The sequence below is a fragment of the Xanthomonas sp. LF06-19 genome, assembly GCF_034105425.1.
Taxonomy (GTDB): Bacteria; Pseudomonadota; Gammaproteobacteria; order Xanthomonadales; family Xanthomonadaceae; genus Xanthomonas_A; species Xanthomonas_A sontii.
Genome location: NZ_JAXGGH010000006.1, coordinates 23,631 through 37,343, shown reverse-complemented (window position 1 = coordinate 37,343; position 13,713 = coordinate 23,631). Strand labels below are relative to the sequence as shown.

At 68.8% G+C, this 13,713-nt stretch carries 15 protein-coding genes; 5 read left to right on the top strand and 10 right to left on the bottom strand.

What is annotated here, in order from left to right; translation table 11 throughout:
- The first annotated feature begins 4 nt into the window (after positions 1-4).
- On the top strand, positions 5-1,069 hold the full coding sequence (locus SLW55_RS12810) for an SDR family oxidoreductase (protein WP_320745228.1): 1,065 nt from the start codon (positions 5-7) through the stop codon (positions 1,067-1,069).
- Positions 1,070-1,471: 402 nt separating this feature from the next.
- On the opposite strand, the gene lolD is transcribed toward SLW55_RS12810, so the two are convergent.
- The 9 genes from lolD to SLW55_RS12765 all read right to left on the bottom strand — a co-directional run bounded on the left by lolD (position 1,472) and on the right by SLW55_RS12765 (position 7,984).
- Positions 1,472-2,179, bottom strand: coding sequence for a lipoprotein-releasing ABC transporter ATP-binding protein LolD (gene lolD, locus SLW55_RS12805; RefSeq protein ID WP_017909302.1), 708 nt, complete (start codon positions 2,177-2,179; stop codon positions 1,472-1,474).
- Between the two features lie 37 nt (positions 2,180-2,216).
- Entirely contained in the window at positions 2,217-3,461 is a 1,245-nt protein-coding gene (locus SLW55_RS12800) for a lipoprotein-releasing ABC transporter permease subunit (protein WP_010342649.1), read from the bottom strand.
- Positions 3,462-3,484: 23 nt separating this feature from the next.
- Positions 3,485-3,937, bottom strand: coding sequence for a hypothetical protein (locus SLW55_RS12795; protein WP_267099387.1), 453 nt, complete (start codon positions 3,935-3,937; stop codon positions 3,485-3,487).
- Positions 3,888-4,136, bottom strand: a complete 249-nt coding sequence (locus tag SLW55_RS12790) for a succinate dehydrogenase assembly factor 2 (RefSeq protein WP_017912578.1) — start codon at positions 4,134-4,136, stop codon at positions 3,888-3,890. The genes SLW55_RS12795 and SLW55_RS12790 overlap by 50 nt, the downstream gene beginning before the upstream one ends.
- Before the next feature lie 127 nt (positions 4,137-4,263).
- Entirely contained in the window at positions 4,264-5,046 is a 783-nt protein-coding gene (locus SLW55_RS12785) for a succinate dehydrogenase iron-sulfur subunit (protein WP_010342653.1), read from the bottom strand.
- A 111-nt stretch (positions 5,047-5,157) separates the two neighbouring features.
- The gene (gene sdhA, locus SLW55_RS12780) at positions 5,158-6,948 is read right to left on the bottom strand and encodes a succinate dehydrogenase flavoprotein subunit (RefSeq protein WP_017908441.1); all 1,791 of its coding nucleotides are present in this window, start codon (positions 6,946-6,948) and stop codon (positions 5,158-5,160) included.
- Between the two features lie 29 nt (positions 6,949-6,977).
- Positions 6,978-7,364, bottom strand: a complete 387-nt coding sequence (sdhD, locus tag SLW55_RS12775; protein ID WP_017908440.1) for a succinate dehydrogenase, hydrophobic membrane anchor protein — start codon at positions 7,362-7,364, stop codon at positions 6,978-6,980.
- Positions 7,361-7,753, bottom strand: a complete 393-nt coding sequence (sdhC, locus tag SLW55_RS12770; RefSeq protein ID WP_026144277.1) for a succinate dehydrogenase, cytochrome b556 subunit — start codon at positions 7,751-7,753, stop codon at positions 7,361-7,363. Before sdhC ends, sdhD begins: the two co-directional genes overlap by 4 nt.
- 60 nt (positions 7,754-7,813) lie before the next feature.
- Complete coding sequence (locus SLW55_RS12765) at positions 7,814-7,984, bottom strand: DUF1674 domain-containing protein (protein ID WP_081481960.1); 171 nt, start codon at positions 7,982-7,984, stop codon at positions 7,814-7,816.
- A gap of 39 nt (positions 7,985-8,023) precedes the next feature.
- On the opposite strand from SLW55_RS12765, the gene SLW55_RS12760 reads away from it, so the two are divergent.
- Positions 8,024-8,896, top strand: a complete 873-nt coding sequence (locus tag SLW55_RS12760) for a folate-binding protein (protein ID WP_320745227.1) — start codon at positions 8,024-8,026, stop codon at positions 8,894-8,896.
- Positions 8,897-8,919: 23 nt separating this feature from the next.
- On the opposite strand, the gene ugpC is transcribed toward SLW55_RS12760, so the two are convergent.
- Positions 8,920-10,038, bottom strand: a complete 1,119-nt coding sequence (gene ugpC, locus SLW55_RS12755; protein WP_267099386.1) for a sn-glycerol-3-phosphate ABC transporter ATP-binding protein UgpC — start codon at positions 10,036-10,038, stop codon at positions 8,920-8,922.
- Positions 10,039-10,479: 441 nt separating this feature from the next.
- Between ugpC and zwf the strand changes: the two genes are divergently transcribed.
- Genes zwf through pgl form a run of 3 tightly spaced genes read left to right on the top strand, consistent with a single transcriptional unit; the run spans position 10,480 to position 13,636 of the window.
- Positions 10,480-11,916: a glucose-6-phosphate dehydrogenase gene (zwf, locus tag SLW55_RS12750; RefSeq protein ID WP_193313979.1), complete on the top strand. Its 1,437-nt coding sequence runs from the start codon at positions 10,480-10,482 to the stop codon at positions 11,914-11,916.
- The gene (gene glk, locus SLW55_RS12745; RefSeq protein WP_017909678.1) at positions 11,913-12,920 is read left to right on the top strand and encodes a glucokinase; all 1,008 of its coding nucleotides are present in this window, start codon (positions 11,913-11,915) and stop codon (positions 12,918-12,920) included. Before zwf ends, glk begins: the two co-directional genes overlap by 4 nt.
- Positions 12,917-13,636: a 6-phosphogluconolactonase gene (pgl, locus tag SLW55_RS12740; protein WP_295961733.1), complete on the top strand. Its 720-nt coding sequence runs from the start codon at positions 12,917-12,919 to the stop codon at positions 13,634-13,636. The genes glk and pgl overlap by 4 nt, the downstream gene beginning before the upstream one ends.
- Positions 13,637-13,713 lie beyond the last annotated feature (77 nt).

Here is a 13,713-nt window from a genome sequence, read left to right as displayed (position 1 = left end):
GCGCATGCGCAAGGGCATCGCATTGATCGTCGGAGTCACTGGCATCTCCGGCTACAACCTCGCCAACGTGCTGGTCGCCGAGGGCTGGACCGTCTATGGGCTGGCACGCCGTCCGGTGCCGCAGGAAGGCGTGATTCCGGTGGCGGTCGATCTGCTCGACCGCGACGCCACCATCGCGGCGCTGCGCGGGCTGCCGATCACCCACGTGTTCTTCTGCACCTGGACGCGGCGCGACACCGAGAAGGAGAACGTCGCCGCCAACGGCGCGATGTTGCAGCACCTGTGCGAGGGCCTGGACGGCGCGACACTGCAGCACATGGCGCTGGTCACCGGCACCAAGCATTACCTGGGCTCGTTCGAGCACTACGGCAGCGGCAAGGCGGAGACGCCGTTCCGCGAGAGCGAACCGCGGCAGCCGGGCGAGAATTTCTACTACACGCTGGAAGACCTGCTGTTCGACGCCGCCGCGCGCCATGGCTTCGGCTGGAGCGTGCACCGCTCGCACACCATGATCGGCCAGGCCAACGGCAGCAATGCGATGAACATGGGCGTGACCCTGGCGGTGTACGCGACGCTGTGCAAGCACACCGGGCAGCCCTTCGTGTTCCCCGGTTCGCGCGCGCAGTGGGACAGCCTCACCGACCTCACCGACGCCGGCCTGCTCGGCCGCCAACTGGCCTGGGCCGCGACCAATCCGGCCGCACGCAACCAGGCCTTCAACACGGTCAACGGCGACGTGTTCCGCTGGCGCTGGATGTGGGGCGAGATCGCCGCGTTCTTCGGCCTGGACCCTGCCCCTTATCCGGAGGCGCCGATGCCGCTGCAAGCGCGCCTGCAGGACGCCGCGCCGGCCCTGTGGCGCGAAATCGCCGAGCAGCATGGGCTGGTGCAGGCGGATGTGAACCAACTGGCGTCGTGGTGGCATACCGATGCCGATCTGGGCCGCGAGATCGAGTGCGTCAACGACATGACCAAGAGCCGCGATCTCGGCTTCCTCGGCTACTACGACAGCCGCGCCTCGTTCCTGGAGCTGTTCACGCGACTGCGTGCGCAGCGGGTGATTCCCTGAGGGACGAGGTCTGGTCAGGCGCTGTCGGCAACCGGGGCCGACGACATGGTCGGCTGCGTTCGTCGCAATGAAGTCGCTCCCACATGCGGTTGCACTTGCAGGAGCGGCTAAGCCGCGACAGGAGCTATCGGTAACGTTCGTGTCGCGGCTGACGCCGCTCCTACCGCACGGCGATGCGCCGGCGTACCTGTGGGAAGGCTCTCCCTTTGGGAGGGACTTCATTCCCGACGCGGCCTGCGTCAGTCGCAGGACAGCGCTGTCGTCGGGATCGAAGGACGGCCACGGGAAGCATGGCTGCCACGCCTTTCCCACTGAAAGAGGCTTGAGCCCCTCGCGATCGTCAGGCCGCGATCATGCTCGACCACCTGCAGTTCGGAGCCGCCGTGCGGCAGCCTCCCCCATTCAGACGTCTGCGGGCGCCAATTCGCGCAGCTTGCCCTGGTGCAGTTCCAGCACCCGGTCCAGCTTGCGCGCCAGGCTGCGGTCGTGGGTGACCAGGGCCAGGCTGGTGCCCTGCGCGCGGTTGAGTTCGAGCATCAGCGCGAACACGTTGGCCGCGGTCTTGTCGTCGAGGTTGCCGGTCGGCTCGTCGCCGAGCACGCAGGCCGGGCGATTGACCAGCGCACGCGCCACCGCGGCGCGCTGGCGCTCGCCGCCGGACAGTTCGCCCGGCTTGTGCTCCAGGCGATGGCCCAGGCCCACCGATTCCAGCAGCGCCCGCGCGCGCGCATCGGCGTCCTGGATCGGCGCGCCGCCCAGCAGCACCGGCATCATCACGTTCTCCAGCGCGGTGAACTCGGGCAGCAGGTGATGGAACTGGTAGACGAAGCCCAGCGAGCGGTTGCGCAACTGCCCGCGCGCCGCGTCGGTCAGCGCCGACATGCGCTGGCCGGCCACGTAGACCTCGCCGGAGGTCGGCACGTCGAGGCCGCCGAGCAGGTGCAGCAAGGTGCTCTTGCCGGCACCGGAGGCGCCGACGATGGCCACGGTCTCGCCCGCCGCCACGCTCAGCTCCAGGCCGTCGAACACCGGCGTGCGCATCTTGCCTTCGGCGTAGGTCTTGGCCAGGCCTTCGGCGCGGATCGCCGCGTCTGCTTGTCGCTTCTGCATTCCCGATTCCCGATTCCCCATTCCCGATTCCCGGCTCTCATTCATAGCGCAGCGCCTCCGCCGGCTGCGTGCGCGCCGCACGCCAGGCCGGGTACAGCGTGGCCAGGAAGCTCATCAGCAAGGCGACGATGGTGATCACCATGACGTCGTGCGGCTGCATGTCGGTGGGCAGGCCGGTGATGTAGTAGACGTCCTCGGGCAGCAGCTTGATGTTGAACACCGCCTCGATGCCGGCCAGGATCCGCTCCAGGTTGAGCGTCAGCACGATGCCGCCGATCACGCCGGCGACGGTGCCGATCACGCCGATCAGCGTGCCCTGCACCATGAACACCTGCATCACCCCGCCCGGGCTCAGTCCCAGTGTGCGCAGGATGGCGATGTCGGCCTGCTTGTCGGTCACCAGCATCACCTGCGAGGACACCAGGTTGAACGCACCCATCGCGATGATCAGCGACAGCAGGATACCCATCACCGTCTTTTCCATCTTCAGCGACTGGTAGAGGTTGGCGTTCTCGCGGGTCCAGTCGCTGACCATGTACGGGCCGTGCAGGTTCAGCGCCAGGTCGCGCGCCACGTTCCAGGCCTGGTCCATGTCGTACAGCTTCAGGCGCACGCCGGTGACGCCGTCGCCCATGCGCAGCACCCGCTGCAAGTCGGGCATGCTGGTCACCGCCAGGCCGCGGTCGATCTCGTTGTAGCCGGCCTCGAAAATGCCGCTGACGGTGAAGCGCTTGTAGCGCGGCACCATGCCCATCGGGCTGGCCTGCGGCTCGCCCAGCATCACCACCACCTTGTCGCCGACGCCCACGCCCAGCCACAGCGCCAGTTCCTGGCCGAGCAGGATGTTGTAGGACCCCGGGGTCAGGCTGTCGACCGAGCCCTGCTTCATCTTCTGCGCCAGCACCGAGACCTTGGCCTCTTCCTTGGGCAGGATGCCGCGGACGATCGCCGGCTGGTTGCGCTGGCCGGTGAGCAGCGCCTCTTCCTCGACGTAGGGCGCGGCGCCGGCGACGCGCTTGTCGCGCATGGCCACGTCCACCGCGTGCTGCCAGTCCTCCATCGGCGCGCCCTGCGCACTGACCGTGGCATGCGCGGCCATCTGCAGCAGGCGGTCGCGGATCTCCTTCTGGAAGCCGCTCATCACCGCCAGGGTGGTGATCAGCACGGTCACGCCCAGGGCGATGCCGAGGATCGAGGCCATGGAGATGAAGGAGATGAAATTGTTGCGGCGCTTGGCGCGCAGATAGCGCAGGCCGATGGCCACGGGTAAGGGTTTGAACATGCGCAGCCACCATCCAGGGAGCGCTATGGTGCCATTTGCGGCGGCGCAGACGAAGCGGCATGGGCGGCAGCGGCCAGACGCAGTTCACGTCGTGCCGCCGCCGGCAGCGTGTCGGGCCACCACGCCAGGCGCTGGGTGCGCCCCTGCGCATCGCGCCAGCGCACGAACGCCAGCGGTCCGCGCCAGTCGACCTGCAGCGCGCTCACCGCCACGCCATCGATGCTGGGCGTACCGGCACCGGCGGGAACCAACAGCATGCGCGGCGCCCGCCTGGCCTCACGGCGCAGCAGCCACCCCGCGTACAGCAGCGCCAGCACGGCCGCCGGCCAGGCCAGGCGTGGCGGCAGGTCGGAACCGAGCAGCGACAGCGGCGCCAGCGCGCCGAGCAGGGTCAGCGCGGCCAGCAGCCAGCGCGAGGGGCGCCAGTCAAGCCGGCATGGCGCGGATGGAAGCGATGAGATCGGCGGCGCGTGCATCGGGACAGGCCTCGTAGCCCATGAACCAGCGCCACAACTTATCGTCCTCGCAATCGAGCAGGTATAGGAAAACCCCGCGCTCGTCCTCGGAAGCCTCCCCCCAGCGCCGGTCCAGGTAGCGGCCGAACAGCTGGTCCAGTTCGCGCATGCCGCGCCGGCAGCGCCAGCGCAGCTTCTTCAGTTCGGTGCTCTCGTCCATCGCATGCGCCCTTGCCTGGAGGCGGCGCCGCACGGCAGCCGCCGAAAACGAACGCGGCACCGAACCCGAAAGCCGGTGCCGCGCGGTCGGCGGGCAGGCCCGCCGCTTGGAACGTGCGCCGCTGCGATCAGGCGCGGCGCGCCATCATCAGCTTCTTGATCTCGGCGATCGCCAGCGCCGGGTTCAGCCCCTTCGGGCAGGTCCGCGCGCAGTTCATGATGGTGTGGCAGCGGTACAGCTTGAACGGATCTTCCAGATCGTCCAGGCGCGCACCGGTGTCCTCGTCGCGCGAGTCGATGATCCAGCGGTAGGCCTGCAGCAGGATCGCCGGGCCCAGGTAACGCTCGCCGTTCCACCAGTAGCTCGGGCAGCTGGTCGAGCAGCACGCGCACAGGATGCACTCGTACAGGCCGTCGAGCTTCTTGCGGTCCTCCGGCGACTGCAGCCGCTCGCGGTCCGGCGGCGGCGGGGTCTGGGTACGGATCCACGGCTTGATCGAGGCGTACTGCGCGTAGAAGTGGGTCAGGTCCGGCACCAGATCCTTGACCACGCTCATGTGCGGCAGCGGGTAGATCGGCACTTCCTTCTTGCCGCAGTCGGCGATCGCCTTGGTGCAGGCCAGCGTGTTGGTGCCGTCGATGTTCATCGCGCACGATCCGCAGATGCCCTCGCGGCACGAGCGGCGGAAGGTCAGGGTCGGGTCGATCTCGTTCTTGATCTTGATCAGCGCGTCCAGCACCATCGGGCCGCACGCATCCAGATCCACCTCGTAGGTGTCGGTCCGCGGGTTGCTGTCGTCGTCCGGATTCCACCGGTAGACCTTGAAGGTCCGCACGTTCTTCGCGCCCTTGGCGGGAAAGTGCTTGCCCTTGCCGATCTTGGAATTCTTGGGGAGGGTGAACTCTGCCATGGCTTTAAAATCCGGGAATGGGGATTGGGGAATGGGGAATGGGAAGCGGGAGCGAAGAGCGCATGCGCTGTTCTCGATTCCCGATTCCCTACTCCCGTTTCCCGGCTGTGGTCAGTAAACGCGCGGCTTCGGCGGCACCACGTCCACGTCCTTGCTGAGCGTGTACATGTGCACCGGGCGGTAGTCGAAGCTGCACTGGCCCTTGTCGTCGACGGTGACCAGCGTGTGCTTCTGCCAGTTGACGTCGTCGCGGTCGGGGAAATCCTCGTGGGCGTGCGCGCCGCGGCTTTCCTTGCGCTGTTCGGCCGAGTTGATCGTCGCCACCGCGTTGAGCAGCAGGTTGTTCAGCTCGTAGGTCTCGATCAGGTCGGAATTCCAGACCAGCGAGCGGTCGGACACCTTGACGTCCTCGAAGCTGGCGAAGATGTCGGCCATCTTGTCCACGCCTTCCTTCAGCGTCTTGCTGGTGCGGAACACCGCCGCGTCGGACTGCATGGTGCGCTGCATCTTGTCGCGGATCACCGAGGTCGGGGTGCTGCCGTTGGCGTTGCGCAGCTTGTCCAGCAGGCCCAGCGCCTTGTCGCAGGCGTCGCCCGGCAGGCCCTTGTGCGGGGCGCCGGTCTTGATCGTCTCGGCGCAGCGGTTGGCCACCGCGCGGCCGAACACCACCAGGTCGAGCAGCGAGTTGGAACCCAGGCGGTTGGCGCCGTGCACCGACACGCAGGCGGCCTCGCCGATGGCGTACAGGCCCGGCACTACCGCATCGGGGTTGTCGCCGTCCTTGCGCACCACTTCGCCGTGGTAGTTGGTCGGGATGCCGCCCATGTTGTAGTGCACGGTCGGGATCACCGGGATCGGCTGCTTGTGCACGTCGACACCGGCGAAGATGCGCGCGCTCTCGGCGATGCCGGGCAGCTTCTCGTCGATCACGCCCGGGCCGAGGTGGGTCAGGTCGAGCAGGATGTGGTCCTTGTGCTCGCCGACGCCGCGGCCTTCGCGGATCTCGATGGTCATCGAACGCGACACCACGTCGCGCGAGGCCAGATCCTTGTAGTGCGGCGCGTAGCGCTCCATGAAGCGCTCGCCGCTGCTGTTGCGCAGGATGCCGCCTTCGCCGCGCACGCCTTCGGTGATCAGGCAGCCGGCACCGTAGATGCCGGTCGGGTGGAACTGCACGAACTCCATGTCCTGCATCGGCAGGCCGGCGCGCATCACCAGGCCGCCGCCGTCGCCGGTGCAGGTGTGCGCCGAGGTGGCACTGAAGTAGGCGCGGCCGTAGCCGCCGGTGGCCAGCACCACGCCGTGGGCGCGGAACAGGTGCAGCGAGCCTTCGGCCATGTCCAGGGCGAGCACGCCGCGGCAGGCGCCTTCCTCGTCGAAGATCAGGTCGAGCGCGAAGTACTCGATCATGAAGCGCGCGTTGTGCGCCAGCGATTGCTGGTACAGCGTGTGCAGCATGGCGTGGCCGGTGCGGTCGGCGGCGGCGCAGGTGCGCTGCGCGGACGGGCCTTCGCCGTACTTGGTGGTCATGCCGCCGAACGGACGCTGGTAGATCTTGCCGTCCTCGGTGCGGCTGAACGGCACGCCGTAGTGCTCCAGCTCGATGATCGCCGGGATCGCCTCGCGGCACATGTATTCGATCGCGTCCTGGTCGCCCAGCCAGTCCGAGCCCTTGATGGTGTCGTAGAAGTGATAGCGCCAGTCGTCCTCGCCCATGTTGCCGAGCGCGGCGGAGATGCCGCCCTGCGCGGCCACGGTGTGCGAACGGGTCGGGAAGACCTTGGTCAGGCAGACGGTCTGCAGGCCCTTCTGGGCCAGGCCGAAGGTGGCGCGCAGGCCGGCGCCGCCGGCGCCGACCACGACCATGTCGTACTTGTGTTCGGTGATCTTGTAAGCGGACATCGAATCTGAGTTCCTGTTCCGGGCGCCGATCAGGCGCTGCCCAGCGCGATGCGGGCGACCGCGAATACACCGACGATCGCGCCGAGCACGGCGACGAACTTCACCGTGGTCTGCAGCGCCAGGGCCAGCAGCGAGTTGTGTACGTAATCTTCGAGAATGACCTGCAGGCCGATCTGCGCGTGCCAGAACATCGCGATCAGGAAGCCGACCAGCAGCACCGCGTTCCACGGCTTGGCCACCGCTTCGGTGGCGGTGACGTAGTCGGCGCCGAGCAGGCTCAGCACGAACACCAGGAACCACACGGTCAGGCCGACCAACGCGGTGGCGGTCAGCCGCTGCAACACGAAATGCTCGGTGCCGGACTTGGCCGCGCCCAGGCCGCGGACGTTCTTCAGGGGGGTGCGATAGCGGCTCATGCGGCGGCTCCGTGGAGGACGTAGGCCCAGATCAGCGCCACGATCACCAGGCTGCCGACCACCGACATCCAGCTGCTGCGCACGAACGCGGGAATGCTGTAGCCATGGCCGAAGTCCTGCACGATGTGGCGCAGGCCGTTGCACAGGTGGTAGGCGAAGGCCCAGCTCCAGGCGAACAGGAATACCTGGCCGTACCAGGCGCCGGCCATGCCGCGGAAGCAGTTCCAGGACGCCGGGCCGAGCATCAGCACCAGCAGCGCGGCGGCGATGATCAGGGCACCGACCGACAGCACGATGCCGGTGGCACGGTGCAGGATGGAGGTGACCATCTGGATCTGCCAGCGATAGACCTGCAGATGCGGGGAAAGGGGACGTTCGCGCGTAGCCATTCGCTGGGCTCGTTGTCTCGGCTGGGCGGCGTGCTTAAGGCCGCGTTGGCTCAAAGCTGCTCAAAAATCGATGCAGCGTCCGTTTTTCTCCCAGTCGCCGTAGCGCGTCGGCTCGAGGCCGCCGCGCCCGCCGATCTCCCGCGGCGCAGGCTCGGTCTGCGGAGGGGTGTCCTCGGCGGGCCGCTGCGTTTCGGGATCGGACTCGGGTGTGGGGGTTGGTTGGCCTATCATGCGGGTCTCACAACTCGTCAATTTTAGTCCTCCCCTCTCGTGCCTGACAACCTGAATCTGGAATCCGGCGGTTTTTCCGCCTTGCCACACCTGCAATACGTCGCATTGCGCGGTCCGGATGCAGCGGCCTTCGCCCATGCGCAATTCGCCAACGACGTGCAGGCGCTGGCACCCGGGCAATGGCAATGGAACGCCTGGCTCACCGCCAAGGGCCGGGTGATCGCGGTGTTTGCGCTCCTTCGCCAGGCCGACGACGCCTTGCTGATGCTGCTGGCCGACGGTGGCGCCGAGGAACTGGCAACGGCACTGGGCCGCTTCGTGTTCCGGCGCAAACTGCGCGTGTCGGTCGAGGACACGCTTGTTGCTTTCGGTCGCCTGAGCCTACCCGAGCAGGCCCGCGGCGCGACGTCAGCGCACGATGAGGCTGGCGTGATCGAACTGGACATGGGCGGCGACGGCCTGCCGCGCACCCTGCGCCTGGTGCCGGCGCCGGCCGCGGATGCGCCGGCCGCCGACCCGGCGCTGGCCGAGGCCTGGCGCGCGGCCGACCTGCGCCTGGGCCTGGCCCGGCTTGCGCCGAGCCAGCGCGAACAATGGACCCCGCAGCAGTTGGGTCTGGACCGGCTGCACGCCTTCAGCGTCAAGAAGGGCTGCTACCCCGGCCAGGAAATCGTCGCCCGCACCCACTTCCTGGGCAAGGCCAAGCGCGCGGTGCAGTTGCTGGAAGTGGATGCGCCCGTCGCGATCGACGCACCGGTGCTGCGCGACGGCCAACCGTTCGGCAGCGTGGTCAGCGTCGCCGGCACCCTGGCATTGGCGGTGCTGCCGCTCGAGGAGGCGCCACCGGCGGGACTGGACATCGACGGCCACCCCGCACGGTGGCAGCCACTGATCGACGGCCTGGCGCGCTGAACTCGCCGGCGCCTTCGCTGTTGCTATTGCGATTCCCGATTCCCGACTCCCGACTCCCGCGCCTCCAGACGCCCCCCACTCTCGGCATCGAAGAAGTGCAGCGCATCGCCGCGCACCGCCACCCGCAGGCGCTCGCCCAGGCCCGGCAGCGCGCGCGGCGCCACCCGCATCACCAGCGGCTGCGCGCCGTGGCTGAGATTGACGAAGATCTCGTTGCCGACCGGCTCGATCACCTCGATGGTGGCCTCGAAGCCGCCCTGTGCGTCGTCGCTGGGCTGCAGGTGCTCCGGCCGCACGCCGATCGCCAGTTCCCGGCCCAACCACTGCGGCGCGACCTGCGCGCCCGGCAGCGGCACCCGCCCGCCGTCCTGCAACTGCAGCTGCAGGCCGCCCTCCTCCACCAACCGCCCGCGCAGCACGTTCATCGCCGGGCTGCCGAGGAAACCGGCCACGAACAGGTTGGCCGGGCGGTCGTACAGCGCCATCGGCGTGTCGATCTGCTGGATCACACCGTCCTTGAGCACGACGATGCGCTGGCCCAGGGTCATCGCCTCGACCTGGTCGTGGGTGACGTAGATCATGGTGGTGCCGAGCTTGCGGTGCAGTTGCGCGATCTCGGTGCGCACCGAATGGCGCAGCTTGGCGTCCAGGTTGGACAGCGGCTCGTCGAGCAGGAACACCGCCGGCTCGCGCACCAGCGCGCGGCCCAGCGCCACGCGCTGGCGCTGGCCGCCGGACATGGCGCGCGGCAGCTTGTCCAGCATCGGGGTCAGGCCCAGGGTGTCGGCGGCCGCGGCCACGCGCTGACGGATGACCTCCTTGCTCTCGCCGCGCAGCTTGAGCCCGAACGCCAGGTTCTCGGCCACGGTCATGTGCGGGTACAGCGCATAGCTCTGGAACACCATGGCGATGTCGCGGTCCTTCGGCGCCACCTCGTTGACCACGCGCTCGCCGATGCGCAGTTCGCCGCCGCTGATCTCTTCCAGGCCGGCGATCATGCGCAGCAGCGTGGACTTGCCGCAGCCCGAGGGCCCGACCAGCACCATCAGTTCGCCGTCGGCCACTTCGAAGCTGGCCCCGTGCACGGCGACCTGGCCGTTGTCGTAGACCTTGCGGATGTTGTCCAGTTGTACTTTCGCCATGTATCCGGTTTCCGGCAGTGAGGAACGGGCTGCCGCCGGTCCCTCCCGAGGGCAGTGCATACGAATTCGGGTCGCATCATGCCCGCGCGCAGGCAACAATGGATCGCGATGCGGTATTCTGCCATGTAACCGTTTTCACGGGGCAACATCGAGCCTGGGAGGGCATGCAATGCGATCCGCCAGCCGCCGCTCCGGCGCGCCGCCGTCATCCTGCCGGATAACAACCGACCTGCAGCATGAGGCATTGGAGAGGTATGCTCAGAGGTCTGGCAGTCGTATTCATCTCCTGGATCGTGCGTTCCCGCCTGGCGGCCCTCCCGCGTCACGCCCTCGCCCGAACCGGACGGATACAGGCCGTCGCCGCCGTTCGCTTTCCCACGCCACGTCACTCCTAGCCCCCAGGTGATCGACACCATGTCACCCGAAACCGAAACCCGGTCGATGCACGATACCTTCCTGTTGTTCGGCGCCACCGGCGATCTGGCCCAGCGCTATCTGTTCCCCTCGCTGCTGCGCATGCTCGACGACGGCTTCCTGCCGGAAGACTTCCGCATCCGCGCACTGGCGCTGTCGCCGCACGACACCGCCAAGTTCCACGAGATCCTCAAGCCGCGCCTGCAGGCGGCGATGCCGCAGATCGGCGAATCGATCGTGCAGGCGCTGCTGGCGCGCATCGACTACCGCTCGGTGGACCTGCGCGATGCCGAATCGGTGGCCGCCGCGGTGCGCGACCTGACCGCACGCCGCTGCGTGAGCTACCTGGCGATCCCGCCGGGCCTGTACATCAGCACCTGCCAGGGCCTGGCCTTGGGCGGGGCGCTGGCCGCGCCGCACCGGCTGATGCTGGAGAAGCCGATCGGCCACGATTCGGACAGCGCCCGCGAGATCGTGCAGGCGATCGGCGCGCTGATCGACGAGGACCGCGTGTTCCGCCTGGACCACTACCTGGGCAAGGCCGCGGTGCAGAACCTGATCGCGCTGCGTTTCGGCAACACCCTGCTGGAAGCGGTGTGGAACCGCAACTACATCGAGTCGGTGGACATCCTGGTCGCCGAGAGCGAGGGCGTGGACGGCCGCGACGCCTACTACGCGCGCTCCGGCGCGCTGCGCGACATGGTGCAGAGCCATATCCTGCAGTTGCTGTGCCTGGTGGCGATGGAGCCGCCGGCGTCGCTGGAAGCCGACCGCATCCGCGACGAGAAGGTCAAGGTGCTGCGCGCGCTGCGTCCGCTGAGCGCAGAGCATGCCGCCCGCGACAGCGTGCGCGGGCGCTACACCGCCGGCACCATCAACGGCCAGCCGGCGCAGGCCTACCAACCGCCGGAAGGCAGCGACGTGGAGACCTTCGCCGCGGTCACCGCCTACATCGACAACTGGCGCTGGGCCGGGGTGCCGTTCCGCCTGTGCACCGGCAAGCGCCTGGCCGAGCGCTCCACCCGCGTGGTGGTCACGCTCAAGCCGGTCACCCACTGGCTGTTCGAGCGCCCGGCCGCGCAGCAGGTGGCGCCGAACCGGCTGACCTTCCAGCTGCAGCCGCAGGAGAACATCGAACTGGGGCTGATGAGCAGCCTGGCCGGCCCGGAATGGGGCGCGCTGGAACTGCAGCCGCTGGAACTGGAACTGTCGGTACCCACCGGCCTGCATCGGCGCATCGCCTACGAGCGGCTGATGCTCGATGCGCTCAACGGCAACCATGCGCTGTTCGTGCGCGACGACGAAGTCCGCGCCGCCTGGGCCTGGATCGACAGCGTCAGCGCCGCCTGGGCGCAGGCGCACCTGCCGCTGCTGCCCTACCCGGCCGGCAGCTGGGGGCCGGAGGAAGCGAAGGCCTACGTGTCCTGCGACCAGTCCGGCGCCGCGCCGAAGGTCGCGCAATGAGCGCGCCGCAGCGCCCGGTGCTGGTCGCCGACATCGGCGGCACCAATGCCCGTTTCGCCCTCGCCGATCTCGACGCTTCGGTGCCGCTGCTCGACGACAGCACCCAGACCTACTCGGTGGTGGAATTCCCGTCGCTGGGCGACGCCGCCCGCCACTACCTGGAACAGACCGGGGTGGACGCGCGCAGCGGCACCTTCGCGGTCGCCGGCCGCGTCGATGGCGACGAGGCGCGCATCACCAACCATCCGTGGGTGATCTCGCGGGCGCGCACCCGCGCCATGCTCGGCTTCGACGAACTGCACCTGATCAACGACTTCGCCGCGCAGGCGATGGCGATCAGCCTGCTGCGGCCGCAGGACGTGGTCCAGGTCGGCGGCGCCAGTTGGACGCCGTCGCCGGTCGAGGTGCCGCGCAACTACGGGGTGATCGGCCCCGGCACCGGCCTGGGCGTGGGCGGCCTGCTGATGCGCGGCGGGCGCTGCTTCCCGCTGGAGACCGAGGGCGGCCACGTCAGCTTCCCGCCGGGTACGCCGGAGGAGATCCGCATCCTGGAACTGCTCTCGCAGCAGTTCGGCCGCGTCTCCAACGAGCGCCTGATCTGCGGCCCCGGCCTAGTCAACATCCACCGCGCGCTCAGCGAGATCGCCGGCGACGATCCGGGCCCGCTGCAGCCGGAGGACATCACCGCGCGCGCCGCGCAGGGCGACTACCGGGCGATGCGCACGGTGGACGTGTTCTGCGCCGTGTTCGGCGCCATCGCCGGCGATCTGGTGCTGATGCAGGGCGCCTGGGACGGCGTGTTCCTGACCGGCGGGCTGGTGCCGAAGATGCTCGACGCGATCCAGCATTCCGGATTCCGCCAGCGCTTCGAGCACAAGGGCCGGTTTTCGTCGATCATGGCGCGGGTGCCGTCGCTGGCGGTGATCCACCCCCGTCCCGGCCTGCTCGGCGCCGCCGCCTACGCGGTGGACGCCGCGCGGCAATCCCCAGGAGCCATCGCATGAGCCCCACGCTGTCCGACCGCATCACGCTGATCCGCTACGACGATCCGGACGAATGGATCGACGCGGCGGCGGCCGAGATCGGCACCGCGCTGCGCGAGGAGATCCAGCGCCGCGGCGGCGCGCGCCTGCTGCTGTCCGGCGGCACCACCCCGGCGCCGGTGTACCAGGCGCTGGCCGAGTTGCCGCTGGACTGGTCGAAACTGGAGGTCGGCCTGGTCGACGAGCGCTGGCTGTCGCCGCAGGACAGCGACAGCAACGCCTACCTGGTCCGGCACAGTCTGCTGGACCGCGCCGAAGAGGCGCGCTTCGAACCGCTGGTGCGGGTCGGCAAGCCGCTGCAGGACTGCGTGCACGCGGCCAACCTGCACGCGCAGCACGCCCCGGCCCCGTGCATGGCGGTGCTGGGCATGGGCGGCGACGGCCACACCGCCTCGCTGTTCCCGGGCGCCACCGACCTGAACAAGGCCCTGGCCAATCCACTGCCCTACGCCGCGCTCGACGCCACCGGCTGCCCCGGCGCCAACACCTGGCCGCTGCGCATCACCCTGACCCCGGCCGGCCTGGCGCCGATCGGCCAGCGCATGCTGCTGTTGCGCGGCAAGCAGAAGCTGGAGGTACTGGAGCGCGCGCTGGCCGGCACCGATCCGCACGAGTACCCGATCCGCGTCGCCTTCGATACGCCGGGTGCGCGCCTGCGCGTGCATTGGTGCGAGTGAGGCCGGGATTGGGGATTGGGGATTGGGGATTCGCAACGGCTGCGCGCTGACGCTTTTCCGCTCTTCCGATTCCCGCT

What these genes read in the sequence shown, in the direction of transcription:
- SLW55_RS12810 (WP_320745228.1), top strand. Translation starts at nt 5, where the DNA reads ATGCGCAAGGGCATCGCATTGATCGTCGGAGTCACTGGCATCTCCGGC.
- SLW55_RS12790 (WP_017912578.1), bottom strand. Translation starts at nt 4,136, where the DNA reads ATGGACGAGAGCACCGAACTGAAGAAGCTGCGCTGGCGCTGCCGGCGC.
- SLW55_RS12800 (WP_010342649.1), bottom strand. Translation starts at nt 3,461, where the DNA reads ATGTTCAAACCCTTACCCGTGGCCATCGGCCTGCGCTATCTGCGCGCC.
- SLW55_RS12765 (WP_081481960.1), bottom strand. Translation starts at nt 7,984, where the DNA reads ATGATAGGCCAACCAACCCCCACACCCGAGTCCGATCCCGAAACGCAG.
- lolD (WP_017909302.1), bottom strand. Translation starts at nt 2,179, where the DNA reads ATGCAGAAGCGACAAGCAGACGCGGCGATCCGCGCCGAAGGCCTGGCC.
- ugpC (WP_267099386.1), bottom strand. Translation starts at nt 10,038, where the DNA reads ATGGCGAAAGTACAACTGGACAACATCCGCAAGGTCTACGACAACGGC.
- zwf (WP_193313979.1), top strand. Translation starts at nt 10,480, where the DNA reads ATGCACGATACCTTCCTGTTGTTCGGCGCCACCGGCGATCTGGCCCAG.
- sdhC (WP_026144277.1), bottom strand. Translation starts at nt 7,753, where the DNA reads ATGGCTACGCGCGAACGTCCCCTTTCCCCGCATCTGCAGGTCTATCGC.
- pgl (WP_295961733.1), top strand. Translation starts at nt 12,917, where the DNA reads ATGAGCCCCACGCTGTCCGACCGCATCACGCTGATCCGCTACGACGAT.
- SLW55_RS12785 (WP_010342653.1), bottom strand. Translation starts at nt 5,046, where the DNA reads ATGGCAGAGTTCACCCTCCCCAAGAATTCCAAGATCGGCAAGGGCAAG.
- glk (WP_017909678.1), top strand. Translation starts at nt 11,913, where the DNA reads ATGAGCGCGCCGCAGCGCCCGGTGCTGGTCGCCGACATCGGCGGCACC.
- SLW55_RS12795 (WP_267099387.1), bottom strand. Translation starts at nt 3,937, where the DNA reads ATGCACGCGCCGCCGATCTCATCGCTTCCATCCGCGCCATGCCGGCTT.
- sdhA (WP_017908441.1), bottom strand. Translation starts at nt 6,948, where the DNA reads ATGTCCGCTTACAAGATCACCGAACACAAGTACGACATGGTCGTGGTC.
- sdhD (WP_017908440.1), bottom strand. Translation starts at nt 7,364, where the DNA reads ATGAGCCGCTATCGCACCCCCCTGAAGAACGTCCGCGGCCTGGGCGCG.